The sequence below is a fragment of the Streptomyces abikoensis genome (assembly GCF_014648775.1).
GTDB lineage: Bacteria > Actinomycetota > Actinomycetes > Streptomycetales > Streptomycetaceae > Streptomyces > Streptomyces abikoensis.
This window is the reverse complement of the sequence record NZ_BMRT01000009.1, coordinates 175,882-196,729: the sequence shown is the minus strand read 5'-3', so window position 1 is coordinate 196,729 and position 20,848 is coordinate 175,882. Positions and strand designations below refer to the sequence as shown.

At 71.7% G+C, this 20,848-nt stretch carries 18 protein-coding genes and 1 pseudogene; 8 read left to right on the top strand and 11 right to left on the bottom strand.

The genetic code is table 11. The features are described 5' to 3' along the window. Nucleotides 1–4 precede the first annotated feature (4 nt). Together IE096_RS25715 and IE096_RS25710 are read right to left on the bottom strand one after the other, a co-directional pair. Nucleotides 5–1,027, bottom strand: a complete 1,023-nt coding sequence (locus IE096_RS25715; RefSeq protein ID WP_189455637.1) for a DUF2278 family protein — start codon at nucleotides 1,025–1,027, stop codon at nucleotides 5–7. A 109-nt stretch (nucleotides 1,028–1,136) separates the two neighbouring features. Next, nucleotides 1,137–1,820, bottom strand: a pseudogene (locus tag IE096_RS25710) (pirin family protein); the annotation flags it as partial. A gap of 187 nt (nucleotides 1,821–2,007) precedes the next feature. On the opposite strand from IE096_RS25710, the gene IE096_RS25705 reads away from it, so the two are divergent. Further along, a complete protein-coding gene (locus IE096_RS25705; RefSeq protein WP_189455636.1) occupies nucleotides 2,008–2,934 on the top strand; it encodes a trypsin-like serine peptidase in 927 nt (308 codons plus the stop codon). Nucleotides 2,935–2,986: 52 nt separating this feature from the next. On the opposite strand, the gene IE096_RS25700 is transcribed toward IE096_RS25705, so the two are convergent. Continuing rightward, the gene (locus IE096_RS25700) at nucleotides 2,987–3,439 is read right to left on the bottom strand and encodes an SseB family protein (protein WP_126914970.1); all 453 of its coding nucleotides are present in this window, start codon (nucleotides 3,437–3,439) and stop codon (nucleotides 2,987–2,989) included. 140 nt (nucleotides 3,440–3,579) lie between these two features. Here IE096_RS25700 and IE096_RS25695 point away from each other — a divergent pair, with 140 nt between their 5' ends. The 3 genes from IE096_RS25695 to IE096_RS25685 all read left to right on the top strand — a co-directional run bounded on the left by IE096_RS25695 (nucleotide 3,580) and on the right by IE096_RS25685 (nucleotide 7,546). Continuing rightward, nucleotides 3,580–5,409, top strand: a complete 1,830-nt coding sequence (locus tag IE096_RS25695) for an acyl-CoA dehydrogenase (RefSeq protein ID WP_189455634.1) — start codon at nucleotides 3,580–3,582, stop codon at nucleotides 5,407–5,409. A 105-nt stretch (nucleotides 5,410–5,514) separates the two neighbouring features. Next, complete coding sequence (locus tag IE096_RS25690; protein ID WP_189455633.1) at nucleotides 5,515–6,807, top strand: M18 family aminopeptidase; 1,293 nt, start codon at nucleotides 5,515–5,517, stop codon at nucleotides 6,805–6,807. A 106-nt stretch (nucleotides 6,808–6,913) separates the two neighbouring features. Continuing rightward, nucleotides 6,914–7,546 (top strand): DUF4232 domain-containing protein, encoded by a 633-nt coding sequence (locus IE096_RS25685; protein ID WP_189455631.1) that lies wholly within the window; start codon nucleotides 6,914–6,916, stop codon nucleotides 7,544–7,546. A gap of 41 nt (nucleotides 7,547–7,587) precedes the next feature. Here the strand turns inward: IE096_RS25685 and IE096_RS25680 are convergent, their stop codons facing one another. Both IE096_RS25680 and IE096_RS25675 read right to left on the bottom strand, forming a co-directional pair. After that, nucleotides 7,588–9,402, bottom strand: coding sequence for an NHL domain-containing thioredoxin family protein (locus tag IE096_RS25680; protein WP_189455629.1), 1,815 nt, complete (start codon nucleotides 9,400–9,402; stop codon nucleotides 7,588–7,590). Nucleotides 9,403–9,488: 86 nt separating this feature from the next. Next, nucleotides 9,489–10,268, bottom strand: coding sequence for a carbon-nitrogen family hydrolase (locus IE096_RS25675; protein ID WP_189455628.1), 780 nt, complete (start codon nucleotides 10,266–10,268; stop codon nucleotides 9,489–9,491). A 191-nt stretch (nucleotides 10,269–10,459) separates the two neighbouring features. On the opposite strand from IE096_RS25675, the gene IE096_RS25670 reads away from it, so the two are divergent. After that, nucleotides 10,460–11,290: a maleylpyruvate isomerase family mycothiol-dependent enzyme gene (locus IE096_RS25670; RefSeq protein WP_189455626.1), complete on the top strand. Its 831-nt coding sequence runs from the start codon at nucleotides 10,460–10,462 to the stop codon at nucleotides 11,288–11,290. Between the two features lie 34 nt (nucleotides 11,291–11,324). Here IE096_RS25670 and IE096_RS25665 read toward each other — a convergent pair whose 3' ends face one another. The 6 genes from IE096_RS25665 to pdhA form a co-directional block, all read right to left on the bottom strand. Continuing rightward, entirely contained in the window at nucleotides 11,325–12,665 is a 1,341-nt protein-coding gene (locus tag IE096_RS25665; protein WP_229820608.1) for an MFS transporter, read from the bottom strand. Beyond that, on the bottom strand, nucleotides 12,662–13,324 hold the full coding sequence (locus IE096_RS25660; protein WP_189455624.1) for a GntR family transcriptional regulator: 663 nt from the start codon (nucleotides 13,322–13,324) through the stop codon (nucleotides 12,662–12,664). The genes IE096_RS25665 and IE096_RS25660 overlap by 4 nt, the downstream gene beginning before the upstream one ends. 98 nt (nucleotides 13,325–13,422) lie before the next feature. Next, nucleotides 13,423–14,241 carry a helix-turn-helix transcriptional regulator gene (locus tag IE096_RS25655; RefSeq protein WP_229820626.1) on the bottom strand — a complete coding sequence of 273 codons (819 nt, stop codon included), beginning with the start codon at nucleotides 14,239–14,241 and terminating at the stop codon, nucleotides 13,423–13,425. A gap of 303 nt (nucleotides 14,242–14,544) precedes the next feature. After that, nucleotides 14,545–16,005 carry a dihydrolipoamide acetyltransferase family protein gene (locus tag IE096_RS25650; protein WP_189455833.1) on the bottom strand — a complete coding sequence of 487 codons (1,461 nt, stop codon included), beginning with the start codon at nucleotides 16,003–16,005 and terminating at the stop codon, nucleotides 14,545–14,547. Between the two features lie 21 nt (nucleotides 16,006–16,026). Continuing rightward, entirely contained in the window at nucleotides 16,027–17,007 is a 981-nt protein-coding gene (locus tag IE096_RS25645) for an alpha-ketoacid dehydrogenase subunit beta (RefSeq protein WP_189455620.1), read from the bottom strand. Between the two features lie 2 nt (nucleotides 17,008–17,009). Then, the gene (pdhA, locus tag IE096_RS25640) at nucleotides 17,010–18,155 is read right to left on the bottom strand and encodes a pyruvate dehydrogenase (acetyl-transferring) E1 component subunit alpha (RefSeq protein ID WP_189455618.1); all 1,146 of its coding nucleotides are present in this window, start codon (nucleotides 18,153–18,155) and stop codon (nucleotides 17,010–17,012) included. Nucleotides 18,156–18,519: 364 nt separating this feature from the next. Between pdhA and IE096_RS25635 the strand changes: the two genes are divergently transcribed. The 3 genes from IE096_RS25635 (at nucleotide 18,520) to IE096_RS25625 (ending at nucleotide 20,816) form a co-directional block, all read left to right on the top strand. After that, on the top strand, nucleotides 18,520–19,179 hold the full coding sequence (locus IE096_RS25635) for a response regulator (RefSeq protein WP_189455616.1): 660 nt from the start codon (nucleotides 18,520–18,522) through the stop codon (nucleotides 19,177–19,179). 101 nt (nucleotides 19,180–19,280) lie between these two features. Next, nucleotides 19,281–19,730: a pyridoxamine 5'-phosphate oxidase family protein gene (locus IE096_RS25630; protein ID WP_189455614.1), complete on the top strand. Its 450-nt coding sequence runs from the start codon at nucleotides 19,281–19,283 to the stop codon at nucleotides 19,728–19,730. A gap of 15 nt (nucleotides 19,731–19,745) precedes the next feature. Next, nucleotides 19,746–20,816 carry a phosphotransferase gene (locus tag IE096_RS25625; protein ID WP_189455612.1) on the top strand — a complete coding sequence of 357 codons (1,071 nt, stop codon included), beginning with the start codon at nucleotides 19,746–19,748 and terminating at the stop codon, nucleotides 20,814–20,816. Nucleotides 20,817–20,848 lie beyond the last annotated feature (32 nt).

The following is a 20,848-nucleotide window of genomic DNA, read 5'->3' as shown; positions in this document are numbered from 1 at the left end:
GGCGTCACGCGAAGGTGGTCGTCCAGCCCTCCTGCCGCACCTGCTCGTCGGTGTAGGCCACGCCGTGCACCTTCAGACCCACCGGATCGAGCAGGCTGAGCGCCCCGCCCGTCCGGCTGAGCCGCAATCCGTCGCCGCCCTCGACGGTGACCGTGCCGCCGGCGGCGAGGCGGCGCGAGGGGAGCGGCCGGACGTGGCCGCGCTCGTCGGCCAGCCGCCAGCCGCCCAGGTCCACGGTGTCCGCGGAGGCATTGAGCAGCGTGACCGACTGGCCGTCCGGCCCTGCGGACGCACCGACCCGGGCCGCCACGATGCGCACCGCCGCCTCGTGCTCCCCGGGCGGGGACGGCGGGCCGATGCTGTGGCCCGTCTGGTCGTCGGTGTGCCAGGCCTGCGACTGGAAGGCAAGGAAGATCGCCACCCAGCGGTGCTCGGCGGAGAAGTGGAAGAGCAGTCCGCCGTCCTGCCAGACGCCGTCGTCGGGGCGGTGCTTGACGCCGTTGCCCTGGTTCATGTGGATGTCGTGGACGCCGGGGCCCTGGTGGTTGTGCCCGCGGGCCATGAAGCGGACGAGCCTGCGCAGCAGGGAGACCCGCCCGAAGCCCTGGCCGAAGGCGTAGACGGCCACCGTGGGGTCGGCGATGGCGCGGTCCGTGTAGTGCTCCAGGAAGTCCTCCAGGTCGTTGTCCACTCCCTGGACGTCCGGCGGCAGCACCCGCATCCGGGTGGGGTCGAACAGATTGCCCCGGACGTAGTCGAGAGCGCCCGTACCCGCGTGCGAGGGCAGCGGGTGCCAGCCGCTGCCCGCCGGCGGCAGAAGGTCCGTCACCGGATGGCGGAAGTCGTCGTCCGCCAGGAACAGCAGCTGGGAGGGGGCCGTGTCGGACAGGACGTTCACCGGCACCTGGTAGCGGGTGCCGGCGTTGTCCTCCATGAACAGCTGGAAGTGCGGCTTGTCACTGGTGCCGGGCTCCCGGCGCTTGCCGGTCACACGGCCCGTCACCACTCCGTAGGGGCTGATGGTCATGCCTGGGACCTCCGTTCCTGGAGGAGTCCGCGGGGGATGCCCGTCCCTTCCACCGTGCCCCCGGCGGGGGCACGGCACCACTCGGCTCCGGGCCGCAGGGCCCCCGGGCTCAGGCCGCCGGGACGGTCCCGAGCCGGCCGGCCCGGAAGTCCTCGAAGGCCTGGGCGAGCTCGGCGCGGGTGTTCATCACGAACGGGCCGTAGTGCTCCATCGGCTCCCGGATGGGCCGGCCGCCGAGCAGGACGACGTCCAGGTCCGGGGTGTGGGAGTCCTGCTTCTCGTCCGCGCGGACGGTCAGCGAGGAGCCCGCGCCGAACACGGCCGTCTGCCCCGTGTGGACCGGGCGCCGTTCCGCGCCGACCGAGCCACGCCCGGAGAGGACGTACGCCAGGCCGTTGAAGTCCTCCCGCCACGGCAGCGTGACCTCGGCGCCCGGCGCCAGCGTCGCGTGCACCATCGTGATCGGCGAGTGGGTGACGCCGGGGCCCCGGTGGCCGTCCAGCTCACCGGCGATGACCCGCAGCAGCGCGCCGCCGTCGGGGGAGGTGAGCAGCTGTACGGAGCCGCCGCGGATGTCCTGGTAGCGCGGGGCCATCATCTTGTCCTTGGCCGGGAGGTTCACCCACAGCTGCAGGCCGTGGAAGAGACCGCCCGACACCACCAGGTGCTCCGGCGGCGCCTCGATGTGCAGCAGGCCCGAGCCGGCGGTCATCCACTGGGTGTCGCCGTTGGTGATGGTGCCGCCACCGCCGTGGGAGTCCTGGTGGTCGAAGATCCCGTCGATGATGTACGTGGCCGCCGGGGGCGGTGCCGACGTACAGCACCGGGCGCCGGGTGGCATCCGCGGCGGGCGCGGCGGCGGCCTCCTCGGCTGGGGTGCGGTTCCAATTTAGTTGAATGGTGAACCACATTCAAGGCCCGTACATTCCCGGAGGGTCCGTGCCCGGTGGATCCGTTCCCGGAAGAGGGACACTTGATCAATGCGCCCGACTCACGTCGCTCTCGTCTCCGTCACAGTGCTGGCCCTCGCCGCCCTGGGCATCCTCGTGGCGAGCCGCGGCCCGGCCGCGGACGCGCCCCTGGCCGCCGGTGACGCGACCGGGCACTACAGACAGCAGAAGGCGGCGGCCGACGCGGCGGCGGAGGCGCTGAAGGGCGTCCTGCGGATCCCCGGGCAGGCCGCCCCCGCGCCGCTGAACGCCCCGCCGCAGGCCGGCCCCGCCGACGCCGCGCCGGCGTCCGCCGCGCAGCCGCCCTCGGCGGCGGAGGCGGCGCCCTCCCCCGCCGTGGGGCCGCTGTTCTACACCGCCGAGGGCGTCCCGGCGCACGGCTGCACCGCGAGCGTGGTGCACAGCCCGGCGGGCGATCTCGTCGTCACCGCCGCGCACTGCGTGTACATGGACGGCTTCCGCACCGACCTCGCCTTCGTCCCGGGCTACCAGGACGAGACGGCTCCCTACGGTGTGTGGGTGCCGACCTCCATCGACATCGACCCGGAGTGGGCGGCCGACCGGGACCCCGACCACGACGTGGCGTTCCTGCGCGTCCGTCCCGCGAAGGGCGGCCCGCCCGTCGAGCGGGTGACGGGGGCGGAGCGGGTGCGCTTCGACCCGCCGCGCGAGCGGCCCACCCAGGTGCTGGGCTACCCGAACGACGAGGAGCGGCCCGTGGCCTGCCGCAACACCACGGCAGGCGAGGGCGACACCCAGCTCCGCTTCGACTGCGAGGGGCTGCCCAACGGCACGAGCGGCAGCCCGTTCCTGACGGACGTGGACCGGGGGACGGGCCTGGGAACGCTCGTCGGCGTCCTCGGCGGCAAGGACGAGGGCGGCGACGAGGAGACGTCCTACGCGTCGTACTTCGGACCCGCCGTCAAGCGGCTGTACGAGCGCGCGACGCGTGCGTAGAACCCTGTGCGGAACCGTGCGTAGAACTCAGCCGTCTGCGAAGCAATGGCGTCTAGCCATACATCCGCCGCATCGCGAAGTCCACCATCTGCTCCACCGACTTCGCGTCGAAGACCATGCGGTGGTCGCCCTCCATGTCGAGGACGAAGCCGTAGCCGGTCGGCAGCAGGTCCAGGACCTCCGCGCCGGTGATGACGAAGTACTTGGACTCCTTGCCCGCGTACCGCCGCAGCTCCTTCAGCGAGGTGAACATCGGGATCACCGGCTGCTGGGTGTTGTGGAGCGCGAGGAAACCGGGGTTCTCCCCGCGCGGGCAGTAGACCTTGGAGTTCGAGAAGACCGTCTGGAAGTCCTCGGCGGACATCTGACCCGTGGTGAAGGCCCGGACCGCGTCGGCGAGCGACGGGGGCGACGGCTCGGGGTACAGCGGCTGCTCGCCGTAGCCGCCGGGCTGCTGCGGGGGCGCGTAGCCCTGCTGTGCCGCGTTCTGGTCGTAGCCGTACATGACTCCAAAGCCTAGAGGGTCGTACGGGTCACAGTTGGCCGATCAGGTCTTGCTTCTTATTACCGGTGGGTAGCATCATGCTGCTTACTGACCGGTACGCACAGAGGATCGCCCTCCCGTCACCTACGGAGCCGTCTGTCATGGGCCACTACAAGTCGAATCTTCGCGACATCGAGTTCAACCTCTTCGAGGTCCTCGGCCGCGACAAGGCGTACGGCTCCGGCCCGTTCGCGGAGATGGACGTCGAGACCGCGAAGAGCGTCCTCTCGGAGATCACCCGCCTCTCGGAGAACGAGCTGGCCGAGTCCTTCGCGGACACCGACCGCAACCCGCCGGTCTTCGACCCGGAGACCAACACGGCCCCGATCCCGGCCTCGTTCAAGAAGAGCTACAAGGCGTTCATGGACGCCGAGTGGTGGCGTCTGGGCATCCCGGAGGAGATCGGCGGCACCACCGCGCCGCGCTCCCTGATCTGGGCGTACGCGGAGGCGATCCTCGGCTCCAACCCCGCCATCTGGATGTACTCCTCGGGCCCCGCGTTCGCGGGCATCCTCTTCGACGAGGGCACCGAGCAGCAGAAGCACATCGCGAAGATCGCGGTGGAGAAGCAGTGGGGCTCCACCATGGTCCTCACCGAGCCCGACGCGGGCTCGGACGTGGGCGCCGGCCGCACCAAGGCCGTCCAGCAGGAGGACGGCTCCTGGCACATCGAGGGCGTCAAGCGCTTCATCACCTCGGGTGAGCACGACATGGCGGAGAACATCCTCCACTACGTCCTGGCCCGCCCCGAGGGCGCCGGCCCCGGCACCAAGGGCCTCTCCCTCTTCCTCGTGCCGAAGTACGAGTTCGACTTCGAGACCGGCGAGCTGGGCGCGCGCAACGGCGTCTACGCCACCAACGTCGAGCACAAGATGGGCCTCAAGGCCTCCAACACCTGCGAGATGACCTTCGGCGACAAGCACCCCGCCAAGGGCTGGCTCATCGGTGACAAGCACGACGGCATCCGCCAGATGTTCATGATCATCGAGTTCGCCCGGATGATGGTCGGCACGAAGGCCATCGCCACCCTCTCCACCGGCTACCTCAACGCGCTGGAGTACGCCAAGGAGCGCGTGCAGGGCCCGGACCTGGCGAACTTCATGGACAAGACCGCGCCCAAGGTCACCATCACCCACCACCCCGACGTCCGCCGCTCGCTGATGACGCAGAAGGCGTACGCGGAGGGCATGCGCGCCCTCGTCCTCTACACCGCGACCGTCCAGGACGAGATCGCCGTCAAGGAGGCCGCGGGCGAGGACGCCAAGGCCCTCCACGGCCTCAACGACCTGCTGCTGCCCATCGTCAAGGGCTACGGCTCCGAGAAGTCCTACGAGCTGCTGTCCCACCAGTCGCTCCAGACCTTCGGCGGCTCCGGGTACCTCCAGGAGTACCCGATCGAGCAGTACATCCGGGACGCCAAGATCGACACCCTCTACGAGGGCACCACCGCCATCCAGGGCCAGGACTTCTTCTTCCGGAAGATCGTCCGCGACCAGGGCCAGGCGCTCACCATCCTCTCCGAGGAGATCAAGAAGTTCCTCGCCGAGGCCGCCGGCGGCGAGGAGCTCGCCGAGGCCCGCGAGAAGCTCGCGACGGCCGCGGTGGACCTGGAGGGCATCGTCGGCGCCATGCTGACCGACCTCGCCGCCACCGAGAAGGACGTCAAGTCCATCTACAAGGTGGGCCTGAACACCACCCGCCTGCTGATGGCCTCCGGTGACGTCGTCGTCGCCTACCTGCTCCTCAAGGGCGCGGCCGTGGCGGCCGAGAAGCTGCCGACCGCCTCCGCCAAGGACAAGGCCTTCTACACGGGCAAGATCGCGGCGGCGAAGTTCTTCGCCCACACGGTCCTGCCGGCCCTCGCCGTCGAGCGCGCGCTCGCCGAGTCCGTCGACCAGTCCCTGATGGAGCTGGACGAGGCCGCCTTCTAAGGGAGAGGCCGCCTTCCGAGGAAGCCGTTCCCGTAAGCACCCAAGGGCAGGAGCCGGACGCGCAAAGCCCCGTCCGGCTCTTGCCCTGATCCTTATTCTGAGGCCATGAGCTCTGCGCACCGCTTCGACCGCGGCCACACCGACGACCTGATGTCCTTCCTCGCGGCCAGCCCCTCGCCGTACCACGTGGTGGCCAACACCGCGGAGCGGCTGGAGAAGGCCGGTTTCCGCGAGGTCATGGAGACCGACGCCTGGGACGGCCGCACCGGCGGGATGTACGTGCGCCGGGGCGGCGCCGTCATCGCCTGGTACGTGCCCGACGGGGCCACCCCGGCCACCCCGTTCCGCGTCGTCGGCGCGCACACCGACTCCCCCAACCTGCGGATCAAGCCCCTGCCCGACACGTCCTCGCACGGCTGGCGGCAGGTCGCCGTCGAGCTCTACGGCGGCACGCTGCTCAACACCTGGCTCGACCGCGACCTCGGCCTCTCCGGCCGGATCACCCTGAGCGACGGCAGCCACCGGCTCGTCAACGTCGACCGCCCGCTCATGCGCGTCCCGCAGCTCGCCATCCACCTCGACCGAGGGGTCAACCAGGACGGCCTGAAGCTCGACAAGCAGCGCCACATGACGCCCATCTGGGGCCTCGGCGAGGTGGGCCAGGGCGATCTGATCCGCTTCGTCGCCGAGGAGACCGGCGTCGCGGCCGATGAGATCCGCGGCTGGGACCTGATGCTGCACAGCGTCGAGGCACCCGCCTACCTCGGCCGCGACCGCGAGCTGCTGGCCGGCCCGCGCATGGACAACCTGCTCTCCGTGCACGCCGGTATCGCCGCCCTCATCGCCGCCTCCTCCTCCGCGAGCCTGCCGTACATCCCCGTGCTGGCCGCCTTCGACCACGAGGAGAACGGCAGCCAGTCCGACACCGGCGCCGAGGGCCCGCTGCTCGGCAACGTCCTGGAGCGCTCCGTCCTCTCCCGCGGCGGCACGTTCGAGGACCGGGCCCGCGCCTTCGCCGGCACGATCTGCCTCTCCTCCGACACCGGCCACGCCGTCCACCCCAACTACGCCGAGCGCCACGAGCCGGGCCACCACCCGATGCCCAACGGCGGCCCCATCCTCAAGGTCAACGTCAACCAGCGCTACGCCACCGACGGCGCCGGACGGGCCGTCTTCGCCGGCGCCTGCGAGCGGGCCGGGGTGCCGTGGCAGCACTTCGTCTCCAACAACGCCGTGCCGTGCGGCACCACCATCGGCCCGATCACGGCGGCGCGGCACGGCATCGCCACGGTCGACATCGGTGTGGCGATTCTCTCGATGCACTCCGCGCGCGAGCTCTGCGGCGCCGAGGACCCCCATCTTCTCGCCGCCGCGCTGACCGCTTTCCTTGAGGGATGATCGCCGACTGATCGTTCCTGACTGATCGTTCTCGTTGGTCGCTACCCGGGGCTGATATACAGCCTTCACACGTCATACGTCCGTCCCACCCCCCGGGGGAAGCACCATGACCACCCGCACCCTGCGGTTCGCCGTCACCGTCTCCGCGCTCACCGCCACGGCCGCCCTCACGCTCACCGCCTGTGGCGGCTCGGACGGCGAGGAGACCAAGGCGGCCAAGGACGGGCAGATCGCGGCCGACGCGGCCACCGGCGGGGACGAGGCGGGCGGGGAGACCACCTCCGACGACGAGAACGGCCAGGAGCAGGAGAAGGGCGACGCCTGCGGCCCCGGCACCGTGAAGATCGAGACCAGGGCCGTGAAGTCGCCCGTCAACCACGTCCTGCTGGTGGCGACGAACACCTCCAAGTCTCCCTGCACCGCCTATGGCTTCCCGTTCCTGCGCTTCGACCAGGACCAGGCCACGGCGATCGCGGTCGAGGAGAGCAAGCCGAAGGGCAAGGTCACGATCGCCCCGGGCAAGTCGGCCTACGCGGGGGTGCTGGCCTCCGCCGCGGACGGCTCGGGCGGCACCGGCCGGGACGCCAAGCAGCTGTCGGTCACCTTCCAGACCCCGGTCGGCGACCCCCTCGCCGGCGACCCGTCCTCGGCGCCCGCGCCGGGCGGCTCGCTGCACGTGGACGACTCGGCACGCACGACGTACTGGCTCGACGCGGAGGACGCCGCCCTGAAGTGGTGATCCCGGGGCACCCGGCTGACCGCCGGGGCCCCGGGCTCCCCCTACCCGTCCAGCCCCGCCAGGACCAGCGGCAGCCGGTCCGCGCCGCCGGGGACCACCCGCACGGGGACGCCCCAGTCCTGCTGGTGGACGTGGCACGCCGGGTACTCGTTCTCGGGGTCGTCGTCGCAGGACGCCGCCATGGCCGAGACGTGGAGGACACCTTCTGTCACCCCGTCCGCGAGCCGCAGCTCACGGCTGAGGTCCGTGCCCTTCCCGGCGCCCTCCGCGAGGAGCTCCGGCGGGGTGGAGCTGACCAGCAGCCGCGTCGACGGCCCGTAGCGGGTGTCGAGCTTCTGCCCGGCGGGCGCCTGGAAGACCACGTCCAGCCGGAGCGCGCCCGGGGCGATCTCCGTGGCCTCGCGCCGGGTGCGGTGGGCGACGGACTCCACCCGCACGGCCTCCTCCGGCAGCCGCAGCCGCGTCAGCCGGTGCCGGGCGGACTCGACCACGACGATGTCCTCACCGACCAGGACGGCGTCCGAGGGCTCCCGCAGATCCGTCGCCAGCGTCGACACCTCGCCCGTCGCCGGGTCGTAGCGGCGCAGCGCGTGGTTGTAGGTGTCGGAGACGGCCACCGAGCCGTCGGGCAGGGCGGTGACGCCGAGGGGGTGCTGGAGGAGGGCCTGGGCGGCGTCGCCGTCGCGGTGGCCGAAGTCGAAGAGGCCGGCGCCCACGGCGGTGCGCACCGTGCCCTCGCGGTCGATCCAGCGCAGCGCGGACGTCTCCGAGTCGGCGAGCCAGAGCCGCTCGCCGTCGGCGGAGACCGCGAGCCCGGACGGCTGGGCGAACCACGCCTCGGCGGCGGGGCCGTCCACCAGGCCCTCGTTGGTCGTCCCGGCGGCGACGCGGACGGTGCCGGCCTGCGGGTCGTACGTCCACAGCTGGTGGACGCCCGCCATGGCGATCCAGACGCGGCCGTCGAACCAGGCGACGTCCCAGGGGGAGGAGAGGTCGACCTCGCGGGCCGGGCCGTCCGTCGGCGAGCCCTGCCACCACTGCTTCCCGGTGCCGGCGACGGTCGTCACGGCGCCGGTGGCGGGGTCGTAGGCGCGCAGCGCGTGGTTGACGGTGTCGGCGACGATCACCGTGCCGTCGGGCAGCAGGGCGAGGCCCTGGGGCTCGCTGAAGGCGGCGGTGGCGGCCGGGCCGTCGACGAGGCCGCGCTCGCCCGTGCCGACGCGGCGGACGACGGTCTCGCCGTCGGCGGCGAACTCGACGAGCTGGTGCCGGGTGGAGTCGGAGACGAGGAAGCCGCCGTCGGGCAGCGGCAGCGCCTTGCCGGGGAAGCGCAGATCGCCGGCGACCGGCTCGGGGGCGACGTAGGGGCCGTCGCCGCGCCGCAGGGTGCCCTTGGCGTCGTGGGCCGCCTCCAGCTCCTCGACCAGCTTGGCGAGGGCGTGGGCGTGGCCCTCGCCGGCGTGCTGGGCGACGACGTAGCCCTCGGGGTCGATGACGACGAGCGTGGGCCAGGCCCGGACCGCGTACTGCTTCCAGGTGGCGAGCTCGGGGTCGTCGAGGACGGGGTGGTGGACCCCGTAGCGCTCGACGGCGTCGACGACGGCCTGGTGGTCGGCCTCGTGGACGAACTTCGGCGAGTGGACGCCGATGATCACCACGGTGTCGCGGTGTTTCTCCTCGAGCTCGCGGAGCTCGTCCAGGACGTGCAGGCAGTTCACACAGCAGAACGTCCAGAAATCCAGTATCACGATGCGACCCCGCAGGTCGGCGAGGGTCAGGGCGGTGCCGCCGGTGTTCAGCCAGCCGCCTTTTCCGGTCAGTTCAGGGGCGCGGACACGAGCATGAGAAGCAGCCATGCGTCCATCCAACAACATCGGGCCCGGCGGTCTTCCACAGATCACCCGGCGAAATATGAATATCCGATGAAACGGCGAATCCTGGGCTATCGCCCGAGCACGCGGTCCTTCAGCGCCGGGAATTCCTCGCGGACCATGTCGACCCGAGCCGGGTCCAGATCGACGGTCAGCACCTCCTCGTCCGCGCCCGCCTCCGCCAGGACCTCGCCCCACGGGCCGACGACGATGCTGTGGCCGGCCTGCTCGACGCCCGCGTGGGTGCCCGCCGTGCCGCAGGCGAGGACGTAGGACTGGTTCTCCACGGCCCGCGCGCGGGCGAGCAGGGTCCAGTGCTCGCGGCGGCGCTCCGGCCAGCCCGCCGTGACGACGAAGAGCCGCGAGCCCGCGTCGACCAGGGCCCGGAACAGCTCGGGGAAGCGCAGGTCGTAGCAGGTCGCCAGGCCCAGCGTGGCCTTCGGGTGGGGCACGGTGACGGGGTCCGTGCCCGCGCTCATCAGGACCGCCTCGCCCTTGTCGAAGCCGAAGCGGTGGATCTTCCGGTACGTGCGGACGAGCGCGCCGTCGGGCGAGAAGACGAGCGAGGTGTTGAACAGGGCTCCGTCGGCGGCCCGTTCGACGATCGAGCCCGCGTGCAGCCAGACGCCCGCGTCCCGGGCGGCCGCCGCCATGACCTCGGCCGTGGGGCCGTCGAGGGGCTCGGCCTCGGTGGAGAAGGACTCGAAGGCGAAGGCGCCGACGGGCCAGAGCTCCGGAAGCACCACGAGATCGCTGTCGGCCAGCGACCGGACGAGCCCGGCGGCGCGCTCGCGGCGCGAGGCGACCGGTTCGAACGGATCGACATCGAACTGGACCAGGGAAGCGCGCACAGTACCACCACTCTCCGCATGCGTCACACGAAACCTCTGCCGTGGCGACCGTCCGCAGCGTAACTTAACGAGTGAGAACCCCGACAGCCTCGCTCGCCCCGCAGCCCGCCGCTAGCCCGCCGCGGCCCGCCGTCGCCCGTCGCCCGCCACGTCACCGCAGCCGCCGCCCAGCACCGCCGAGGGATCCGCCCGTGACAGTCCACCCCAGCCTTCAGCCCGCGATCGACGCCTGGACCCAATCCATCGAATCCGTGCACGAGTTGGTCAACCCCCTGGCCGAGAGTGACTGGAACCGGGCCACCGAGTGTCCCGGCTGGTCCGTCCGGGACGTGGTCTCGCACATCATCGGCGTGGAGTGCGAAATGCTGGGCGAGCCACGGCCGATCCACACCCTCCCGCGCGATCTGCGGCACGTCACTGATGAGTTCTCGCGCTACATCGAGGTCCAGGTGGATGTGCGGCGCTGTCACACGGCGCCGGAGATGACCTCGGAGCTGGATTACACGATCATCCGGCGGTCCCGGCAGTTGCGCAACGAGCACCGCTCCCCCCAGGCGACCGTCCGCTGGCCGCTGGGCGGTGGCAGCGAGCGGACGCTCGAACGGACGCTGGCCATGCGGGCCTTCGACGTCTGGGCCCACGAGCAGGACCTCCGCCGCGCCCTGGGCGTCCCCGGCAACCTCGACTCGCCCGCCGCCGTCATCGCCCGGGACATGCTGCTGGCGGCGCTGCCCCAGGTGGTGGCCCAGGACGCCGGGGCGCGGCCGGGTGCGACGGTGGCCTTCGACGTGCACGGCCCGCTGGAGTTCCTGCGCACCGTGCGGGTCGGCCCGCACGGCAGGGGGACGATCGACGGCAGCGTCTCCCTGGGGCCCACGGCGACACTGATCCTGGACTGGGAGACGTATGTGCGCCTCGCGTGCGGGCGCGTCCGGGCGGAGGCGGTGGCCGACCGGATCAAGACCGAGGGCGATCAGGAACTGGCGTGGTCGGTCCTCCGGGAGTTCGCGGTCACCCCCTGAGCCCGGCGGTCACCCCCTGAGCCCGTGAGGCCGCTCAGGCGCGCAGTCCACCGCCTTCGTTGTCCCGCACCGGTACGTGCACGGTCGTCACGCGCGACGCCACGATCCGTTCCCGCTCGCGCCGCAGCGCCGGGCCGCGCAGCAGCAGGATCCGCGACAAGCCGAGCGCCTGGAGGACGAAGACGGCGCAGAAGGCGATCCGGTAGCTGCCGCCGGTGGCGTCCAGCAGGACGCCCACGGCCAGCAGGGTCGTGATGGTGGCGAGGAAGCCGCCCATGTTGACGATGCCGGAGGCGGTGCCCTGGCGCTCGGGAGGGTTCGCGGGGCGGCCGAAATCGAAGCCGATCATCGAGGCCGGGCCGCAGGCGCCGAGCACCACGCACAGGGTGATCAGCAGCCACAGCGGCGCGTGCGCGCCGGGCCAGGAGAGGACCGCCGCCCACAGCAGGGCCGTCGCCGCGAGCGTGCCGAGCGCGAGGGGCAGCCGGGCCTCGTGGTGGCGGGCGACGACCTGTCCGTAGACCAGGCCGACGCCCATGTTGGACAGGACCACGAGCGTCAGCAGGGTGCCCGCCGTGTCCCTGCCCAGCCCCTGGGACTCGACCAGGAACGGCATGCCCCACAGCAGCAGGAAGACCATCGCGGGGAACTGGGTGGTGAAGTGCGTCCACAGGCCCAGCCGGGTGCCGGGCTCCCGCCACGCCCCCACGAGCTGCCTCCGCACCGCGCCCTTGCCCGGGCGGGGGCCGGGGGCGGGCTCGTACCCCTCGGGGTGGTCCTTCAGGAACAGCAGGAGCAGGGCCAGGGCGACGAGACCGGCGGCTGCGCTGCCCGCGAAGGCCGGCGTCCAGCCGATGTCGTGGAGCAGCCGGGACAGGACGACGGTCGAGACGAGGTTGCCGCCCATCCCGATGAGCGCCGCCACCTGCGCGATCATCGGGCCCCGGCGGGCGGGGAACCAGCGGGCGCCCAGCCGCAGCACGCTGATGAAGGTCATGGCGTCACCGCAGCCCAGCAGGGCCCGGCAGGCGAGCGCCGCGCCGTAGGAGTGGGCGAACGCGAAGCCGAGCTGGCCGGTGGTGAAGAGCACCGCGCCCAGGGCGAGCACCCTCCTGGTGCCCATCCGGTCGACCATCAGGCCGACGGGTATCTGCATGCCCGCGTAGACGAGCAGTTGGAGTATGGAGAACGTCGACAGCGCCGAGGCGCCGACGTGGAAGCGGTCGGCGGCGTCGATGCCGGCGACCCCCAGGCTGGTGCGGAAGATGATCGCGACGAAGTAGACGGTGACGCCGACGCCCCAGACGACCACGGCCCGGCGGCCACCGGGTGGGTCGCCGGGCAGTCCCGGTGCGGCGCCCCCGCCGGCGCTCACCGGGTCTCCCCTCGGGCGAGATTGCGCACCCAGCTGACGTGCCGGTGGACGATGTCCGTCGCCGCCTCGGCGTCCCCGGAGCGCAGGGCGGTGAGGATCTCGGTGTGCTCGGCGATGTTCTTGGCGATCCGGTCGGGATGGGCGTGCATCACGGCCACGCCCATCCGCAGCTGCCGGTCGCGCAGCTGCTCGTAGAGGTCCGAGAGGATGCGGTTGCCCGCGCTGCGCACGATCTCCGCGTGGAAGGCGCGGTCGCTGCGGGAGACGGCGTTCAGATCGCCCGCCGCGGCCTGCTCCCGCATCTCGTCCACCAGCTCCTCCAGCCGGGCGATCAGCGCCGGCGGGGCCGGTACGGCCTTGCCCGCCGCGTACTTCTCGACCAGCAGCCGGGTCTCCACCACATCCGCGATCTCCTGTGCGGACACGGCCAGCACGAGCGCCCCCTTCTTCGGGTAGAGCTTGAGCAGCCCCTCGCCCTCCAGCCGCAGCAGCGCCTCGCGCACCGGGGTCCGGGAGACCCCGACGGCCTGCGCCAGATCGCCTTCGGTGAGGAGCGTGCCGCCTTCGTAACGCCGTTGCAGTACGGCGTCCTTCACATGCGCGTAGACACGGTCGGCGGCGGCGGGACGTCTGCTCTGGACGGTGGGGGCGCTCGGCATGCGCACAGCATAGATACAACACAGATGCGTGATGAGACCCTGTCCGCGATGCGGACGATCGTCCGTCTAGGAGCCGGCTCCGGCGCACCGGCGAAACGTCACCTCGCGACGCCCGCCCAGCCGTCCGCCGGAGTGATGAAGACGAAGCGCAGATCCGTGCGCTGTATGGGCAGCAGCACATGGCTGGTCACGCGCACCTCGGCGTGCCCGTGGTACGGCAGGCGCAGCCGGAAGTCATGGCCGTCGCGGTGCTCGACCACGTCGTGCTCCTCGGCCCAGATACGGCGGCAGTCGGCGTCGGAGTCGAGGATCTCCTGGACGAGGGCGCGCAGTTCGGCGTTGCCGGGGTTGCTGTTGGCGGCGACGCGGAGCATGGCGAGGTAGACGCGGGCGCAGGAGTCCTCCCAGTCGAGCATCTGCTCGCGGGCCTCGGGTTCGAGGAGCGCCCAGCGCATCAGATTGGGGCGGGGGCGCAGGACCCAGGGGAACCACTCGCCCATGAGGGCGTTGGCGGCGACGACGTTCCAGGCGCCGTCGGAGAGGTAGGCGGGGTAGGTGACCTGCTGGTGGAGCAGGGTCTGGACGCCCCGGGGGAGATCCGTGCGGTCGCGCCCGGCCTCGGGCGGGCGGCGGCCGGAGACGGCGAGGAAGAGGGTGAGCGTCTCCGCCTCGCTGAGCCGGAGGGCCTCGGCGACCCTCAGCAGAAACCTTTCGGAGAAGTCCTGCCGACGGCCGGCCTCCAGCGCGCGGTACCAGCCCTCGCTGACGCCCGTCATCCGCGCGACATGCGCCTGCGAAAGCCGACGCCCCGGTCTGGGAAAAATCCCGCGCAGCTCACGGACCGTTCGCGCGTCGACGCGGCCCCGCCAGGCCCGGAGCAGACGGCTGATGGATTCACCGTCGTCCGCGCGGTCCACCGCGGCCTTCAAAGCGGCCTCCCAATCCGACAGTGCAAGTGTCGGTCAATCTTAAGTAAATTGCCCAGCACGGGCCATTCCACCCTCTGCCGGGGTGGTGCCCCGAGGCCGCTCCGCACACGGACAGAGGGCCCGGACGCCATGCTCTCTCCTCACTGGAGGGGGGTGAGGAGAGAGCGTCCGGGCCCTCTGTCCTGTACGTGGCCTCTCGGCCCTTCCGCCCGTTTTCCGGACCGCCGAGCCGGTTTTATATGGCCTATGAATGCATCTCCGGAAGCCCGTGTGGTTCCGGAGACGGTCCGGTCACGCCCAGGTGATCAGGCGCTTGGGGTCCTCCAGGACGGCGGCGATGTCCGCGAGGAAGCGGGAGCCGAGCTCGCCGTCGATCAGGCGGTGGTCGAAGGAGAGCGCCAGCGTGGTGACATGACGCGGCTTGACCTTGCCCTTGTGGACCCACGGCTGGAGCTTGACCGCGCCGAAGGCCAGGATCGCGGACTCGCCCGGGTTGAGGATGGGCGTACCGGTGTCGACGCCGAAGACGCCGACGTTGGTGATGGTGATGGTGCCGCCGGACATGTCCGCCGGGGACGTCTTCCCCTCGCGCGCGGTGGCCACGAGGTCGGACAGCGAACGCGAGAGCTCCGGGAGCGTCTTTTCCTGCGCGTCCTTGATGTTCGGCACGATCAGCCCGCGCGGCGTCGCCGCCGCGATGCCCAGGTTGACGTAGTGCTTGAGGACGATCTCCTGGTTCGCCTCGTCCCAGGCCGCGTTGACGTCCGGGTTGCGCTTGACCGCCACGAGCAGGGCCTTGGCGACCAGCAGCAGCGGGTTGACGCGCAGACCGGCCATGTCGGGGTCGGCCTTGAGCTTCTGGACGAGCTTCATCGTGCGGGTGACGTCGACGGTGACGAACTCCGTGACGTGCGGCGCGGTGAAGGCGCTGGCGACCATCGCCTGGGCGGTGACCTTGCGGACGCCCTTGACGGGGATCCGGGTCTCCCGCGCGCCGCTCGCGGCGGGCGCGGCGACGGCGGCGGGGGCCACGGCCTCCGCGGCGGCCGGCTCGGCGACGGCCTCGGTCGTGGCGGTCAGCGCGGCGTGGACGTCCTCCCGGGTGACGACCCCGCCGGGGCCGGTCGGCACGACCGCGGCCAGATCGACGCCGAGGTCCTTGGCGAGCTTGCGCACCGGAGGTTTGGCCAGCGGACGGGCACCAACGGGCGACGCGGGCGCGGCGGCCACCGGGGCGGCCGCCGGAGCGGGCTCCGGTGCGGCCGGGGCGACGGGAGCGGCGGGGGCGGCCGCGTGCCCGTTGAGCTCGGCCTGGATCGCGGCGGCGACGGTCGTGCCCGGCGCGGCGGCGGGCGCCTTGCGCGGCCGGCGCTTGGTCGAGGACGGGGCGGCGCCGTAGCCGACCAGCACGGCCTGGCGGCCCTGCTGCTCCGGCTCGGGCTCCTCGGTGGCGGCCGGGGCCGCCGCCGGGGCCTCCTCCGCGGGCCCCGCGCCGGGCTGGGTGTCCACCGAGATGATCACCTGGCCGACGTCCACCGTCGTGCCCTCGCCGAAGCGCAGCTCGTGCACCACGCCGTCGAACGGGATCGGCAGCTCCACGGCCGCCTTGGCGGTCTCGACCTCGCAGACCACCTGTCCGTCGGCGACCGTGTCGCCGACGTTCACGTACCACTTGAGGATCTCGGCCTCGGTGAGTCCCTCGCCGACGTCCGGCATCTTGAACTCACGGAAGCGCTGGGTGTTAGCGGTCATCGTCACGACTCTTCCTCGTCCCTAGTACGCCAGCGCGCGGTCGACGGAGTCGAGCACACGGTCCAGGCCCGGCAGGTACTCGTCCTCCAGCCGGGACGGCGGGTAGGGGGCGTGGTAGCCGCCGACCCGCAGGACGGGGGCCTCCAGGTGGTAGAAGCAGCGCTCGGTGATCCGGGCGGCGATCTCGGCGCCCGAGCCGAAGAAGACGGGCGCCTCGTGGACGACGACCAGCCGGCGGGTCTTCTCCACCGAACGCTGGATCGCGTCGAAGTCGATGGGCGAGATCGACCGGAGGTCCACGACCTCCAGCGACTTGCCCTCCTCCGCGGCCGCCGCGGCGGCCTCCAGACACGTCTTGACCATCGGGCCGTAGGCCACCAGCGTCAGGTCCGTGCCCTCGCGGACCGTGCGCGCGGCGTGCAGCGGACCGGGGATCGCGGCCGTGTCGACCTCGGAGCGGTCGTGGTAGCGCCGCTTGGGCTCGAAGTAGATGACCGGGTCGTCGCTCTGGATGGCCTGCTGCATCATCCAGTAGGCGTCGGCGGAGTTCGACGGCGACACGATCTTCAGACCGGCCACGTGCGCGAACAGCGACTCCGGCGACTCGCTGTGGTGCTCCACCGCGCCGATCGCACCGCCGTAGGGGATGCGGATGACGACGGGCAGCTTGATCTTGCCGAGCGCGCGGGCGTGCATCTTCGCCAGCTGCGTGACGATCTGGTCGTACGCCGGGAAGACGAAACCGTCGAACTGGATCTCCACCACCGGCCGGTAGCCGCGCAGCGCCATGCCGATCGCGGTGCCGACGATGCCGGACTCCGCCAGCGGCGTGTCGATGACGCGGTCCTCGCCGAAGTCCTTCTGGAGGCCGTCGGTGACCCGGAAGACGCCGCCGAGCTTGCCGACGTCCTCACCCATGATCAGGACCTTGGGGTCGGTCTCCAGGGCGGTCCGCAGGGAGGCGTTGATCGCCTTGGCGATCGTGAGCTTCTCGACGCTCATGGCTAGTTGGTCTCCTCTGCGAACGAAGCCTGGTACGCGGCGAACTGGGCGCGCTCCTCGTCGACCAGCGCGTGGCCGTCGGCGTAGGTGTGCTCGAACATCGCCATGTGGTCGGGGTCGGGCATGGCGCGCACGGTGTCGCGGACCCGCTTGGCGAGCGCGTCGCTCTCGGTCTCCAGGCCGGCGAAGAACGCCTCGTCGGCGAGGCCCTCGCGCTCCAGGTGGGCGCGCAGGCGCAGGATCGGGTCCTTCGCCTCCCACAGCTCCCGCTCCTCGTCGCGGCGGTAGCGGGTGGGGTCGTCGGAGGTGGTGTGGGCGCCCATGCGGTAGGTGAACGCCTCGATCAGCATCGGGCCCTCGCCGGTGCGGGCGCGGTCCAGGGCGGCCTTGGTGACGGCCAGGACGGCCAGCACGTCGTTGCCGTCGACCCGGACGCCGGGGAAGCCGTAGCCCTGGGCGCGCTGGTAGAGCGGGACGCGGGTCTGCTTCTCGGTGGGCTCGGAGATGGCCCACTGATTGTTCTGGCAGAAGAAGACCACCGGCGCGTTGTAGACGGCGGCGAAGGTGAAGGCCTCGGCCACGTCGCCCTGGCTGGAGGCGCCGTCGCCGAAGTAGGCGATCACGGCGGAGTCCGCACCGTCCTTGGCGACGCCCATGGCGTAGCCGGTGGCGTGGAGCGCCTGGGAGCCGATGACGATCGTGTAGAGGTGGAAGTTGTTCTCGTTGGGGTCCCAGCCACCGTGGTTCACGCCGCGGAACATGCCCAGCAGGTTCGTGGGGTCGACCCCGCGGCACCAGGCGACGCCGTGCTCGCGGTAGGTCGGGAAGACGTAGTCGTCGTCGCGGGTGGCCCGGCCGGAGCCGATCTGCGCGGCCTCCTGGCCCAGCAGCGAGGCCCACAGGCCCAGTTCGCCCTGCCGCTGCAGGGTCGTCGCCTCGCCGTCGAAGCGGCGGGTCAGCACCATGTCCCGGTACAGGCCCCGCAGTTCCTCGGGCGACAGGTCGATGGAGTAGTCCGGGTGCTCGACCCGCTCGCCTTCCGGCGTCAGCAGCTGTACGAGCTCGGGCTCGCCGGTGGCCTTCTTGGCCACGGCGCGCTTGCCGCCGCTGCGTCGCGACTTGCGCGCGGCAGTGCTGTCCACGGTCACGTGTGCTCCTCCGTCTGTCCGGCCCCCGGGGTCGCCGGCGGCCAGAGGGGGTCTCCCCGCCGTGAGGCGGGAAGAGGCTCGCTCGATCCCCGACGGCACACGGGGTGGGTGTGCCGAGGCCGGAACCGGGCGTGACAGGTTGCCCCGGCGAATGGCCTGCAATAAGCACGTTACCCAGTGCGAGGCATTCCTGCGAAACCCCGCCTGACCTGCGATTTTGCTTGGAAATCCAAGTAAATCGAGAAAGCCGGGCCAATGGAAGTGCCAATCCACTGGTCAGCGCCTTGCGAACCGCCGTCGGAACGGGGGCACGTTATCCCGCCGGACAAGGGCGGGGGAAGACTTGACGTGCGAGACTGGCACCGTGCGCGAACAAGGAAAAATCACGGTATTTCTGCTTGACGACCATGAAGTCGTACGTCGCGGCGTCCACGAGATGCTCGCCGGGGAGCCGGACATCGAAGTCGTGGGCGAGGCCGGAACCGCCGCGGACGCGCTGACGCGCATTCCCGCCACCAGACCGGACGTCGCCGTACTGGACGTTCGTCTTCCGGATGGCAGCGGAGTAGAAGTATGCCGTGAGATCCGTTCGCAGGACGAAAACATCAAATGCCTGATGCTCACCTCGTACGCGGACGACGAGGCACTCTTCGACGCCATCATGGCGGGCGCGGCGGGCTATGTCCTCAAGGCGATCCGCGGCAATGAGCTCCTCTCCGCCGTGCGCGACGTGGCGGCCGGCAAATCCCTGCTCGATCCCGTGGCCACCGCGCGCGTCCTGGAGCGGCTGCGCGACGGCAGGAGCTCCCGGGGCGACGACCGGCTCGCCTCCCTCACCGACCAGGAGCGCCGCATCCTCGACCTGATCGGCGAGGGCCTGACCAACCGCGCCATCGGCGAACGGCTGCACCTGGCCGAGAAGACCATCAAGAACTACGTCTCCAGCCTGCTCTCCAAGCTGGGCATGGAGCGCCGCTCCCAGGCCGCCGCCTTTGTGGCCCGGCTCCAGGCGGAGAAGCGCTAGCGAGCGGCCCGGCTGGCCGCGAACGACGGGACCTAGGTCCCGGACATCCGGGGCGGGTGGCCCCTACGAGACGCGGGCGACGGCAGGGCAGAGTGGTGCCCATGCCAACCGCGCCCCACGACGGATACCGAGCGGACGAGTACCGCGCGCTCGAACTGCTCTCCCGCACGCCCTACGGCAGGGTCTCGGTGAGCATGCGCGCCCTGCCCTTCGTCACCGTCGCCCGCCACGTCGTCGTCGACGGCAAGGTCCTCATGCGGCTGCACGGCGGCTTCGGCTACGCCCAGGCCTGTGACGGCAGCGTCGTGGCGTACGGCGCCGACAACCTCGCCGACCGCGAGGAGGGCGACGAATCCGTCTGGACCGTCCAGTTCGTCGGCACGGCGCGGATCTTCGTACCCGGCCCGGAGGAGCTCCGGCTGTTCGGCCGCGCCCCCCACTCCGCCGACGACGCGCCCTTCGTTCCCGAATACCTGTGCATAGAACCTCAGTTCATCACGCTGCACCACCTCGAGGGCGTACCCGCGCGACGGCCCGCGCACTCAGCGTGAACTAACATTTGGGGCGTGCCGCGCTCACTTGTCACCTATGCCGATGCCCCAGCCGACACCGGACCCGACACCGGCACCCTGCGCGCCCTGCTGCGCCGCTACGACAGGGCCGGCGAGCCCGTCACCTGCGACACGCTGACCGAGGGCCTGCTCAACCGCGGCTACCGGCTCACCACCACGCGCGGCCGCTTCTTCCTCAAGCACCACCTGGACGGCGACCGGGACGCCATCGCCCGCCAGCACGAGGCCACCCGCCGGCTGGGCGCGCTCGGCCTGCCCGTCGCCCCGCCCGTGGCGGCCGCCGCCGGCGAGACCGTCGTGGTCGTCGGCGGCCGCTGCTACGCGCTGCACCCGTGGATCGAGGGCCGGCACCGGGACGGGGGCGAGCTCACGGCCGCCCAGTCGCGCCGTCTGGGCGCGCTGCTGGGCCGGGTGCACAAAACCTTGGAGCAGGTCATGGAAGGCCCTGAGAGGGCCTTCCAGGGCGCCGGAGCGGCCCCGGACGCGGCGGCCGACCCCGAGGACACCTTCGCGCTGATCGAGGAGCTCCTGGGCCTGGTCCGCCAGGGGGAGGGCAGCCGCCCCCGCGACTCCTTCGACGAACTGGCCGAGCACCGCCTCGTCGAGCGCCGCGCGCTGCTGGAGCTGCACGCCCACCGGCGCCCGCCCGCCGCCGCCACCCCCGCCCGGGGCTGGGTGCACGGCGACTTCCACCCGCTCAACCTGCTCTACCGGGGCGCCGAGCCCGCCGCGATCGTCGACTGGGACCGGCTGGGCGTCCAGCCGCGCGCCGAGGAGGCCGTACGGGCCGCGGTGATCTTCTTCCTGCGCCCGGACGGCACGCTGGACCTGGCGAAGATACGCCCCTACGCGCGCGCCTACCGCCGGGTCACCGGCGCGGACGCGGCGGAGCTCGGCGCCGCCGTCCACCGGGTGTGGTGGGAGCGGCTGAACGACTTCTGGATGCTGCGCTGGCGCTACCAGTTGCGCGACCACCGCGCCGACCCCGGCTTCCCGTCCTCGGCGGCGCTGGCGGTGTGGTGGACGAGCGCGTACGAGTCGGTGCGCGCCGCCTTCACGGACTGAGGCGCTTCCCGGATCGAGTGCTTTCACGGACC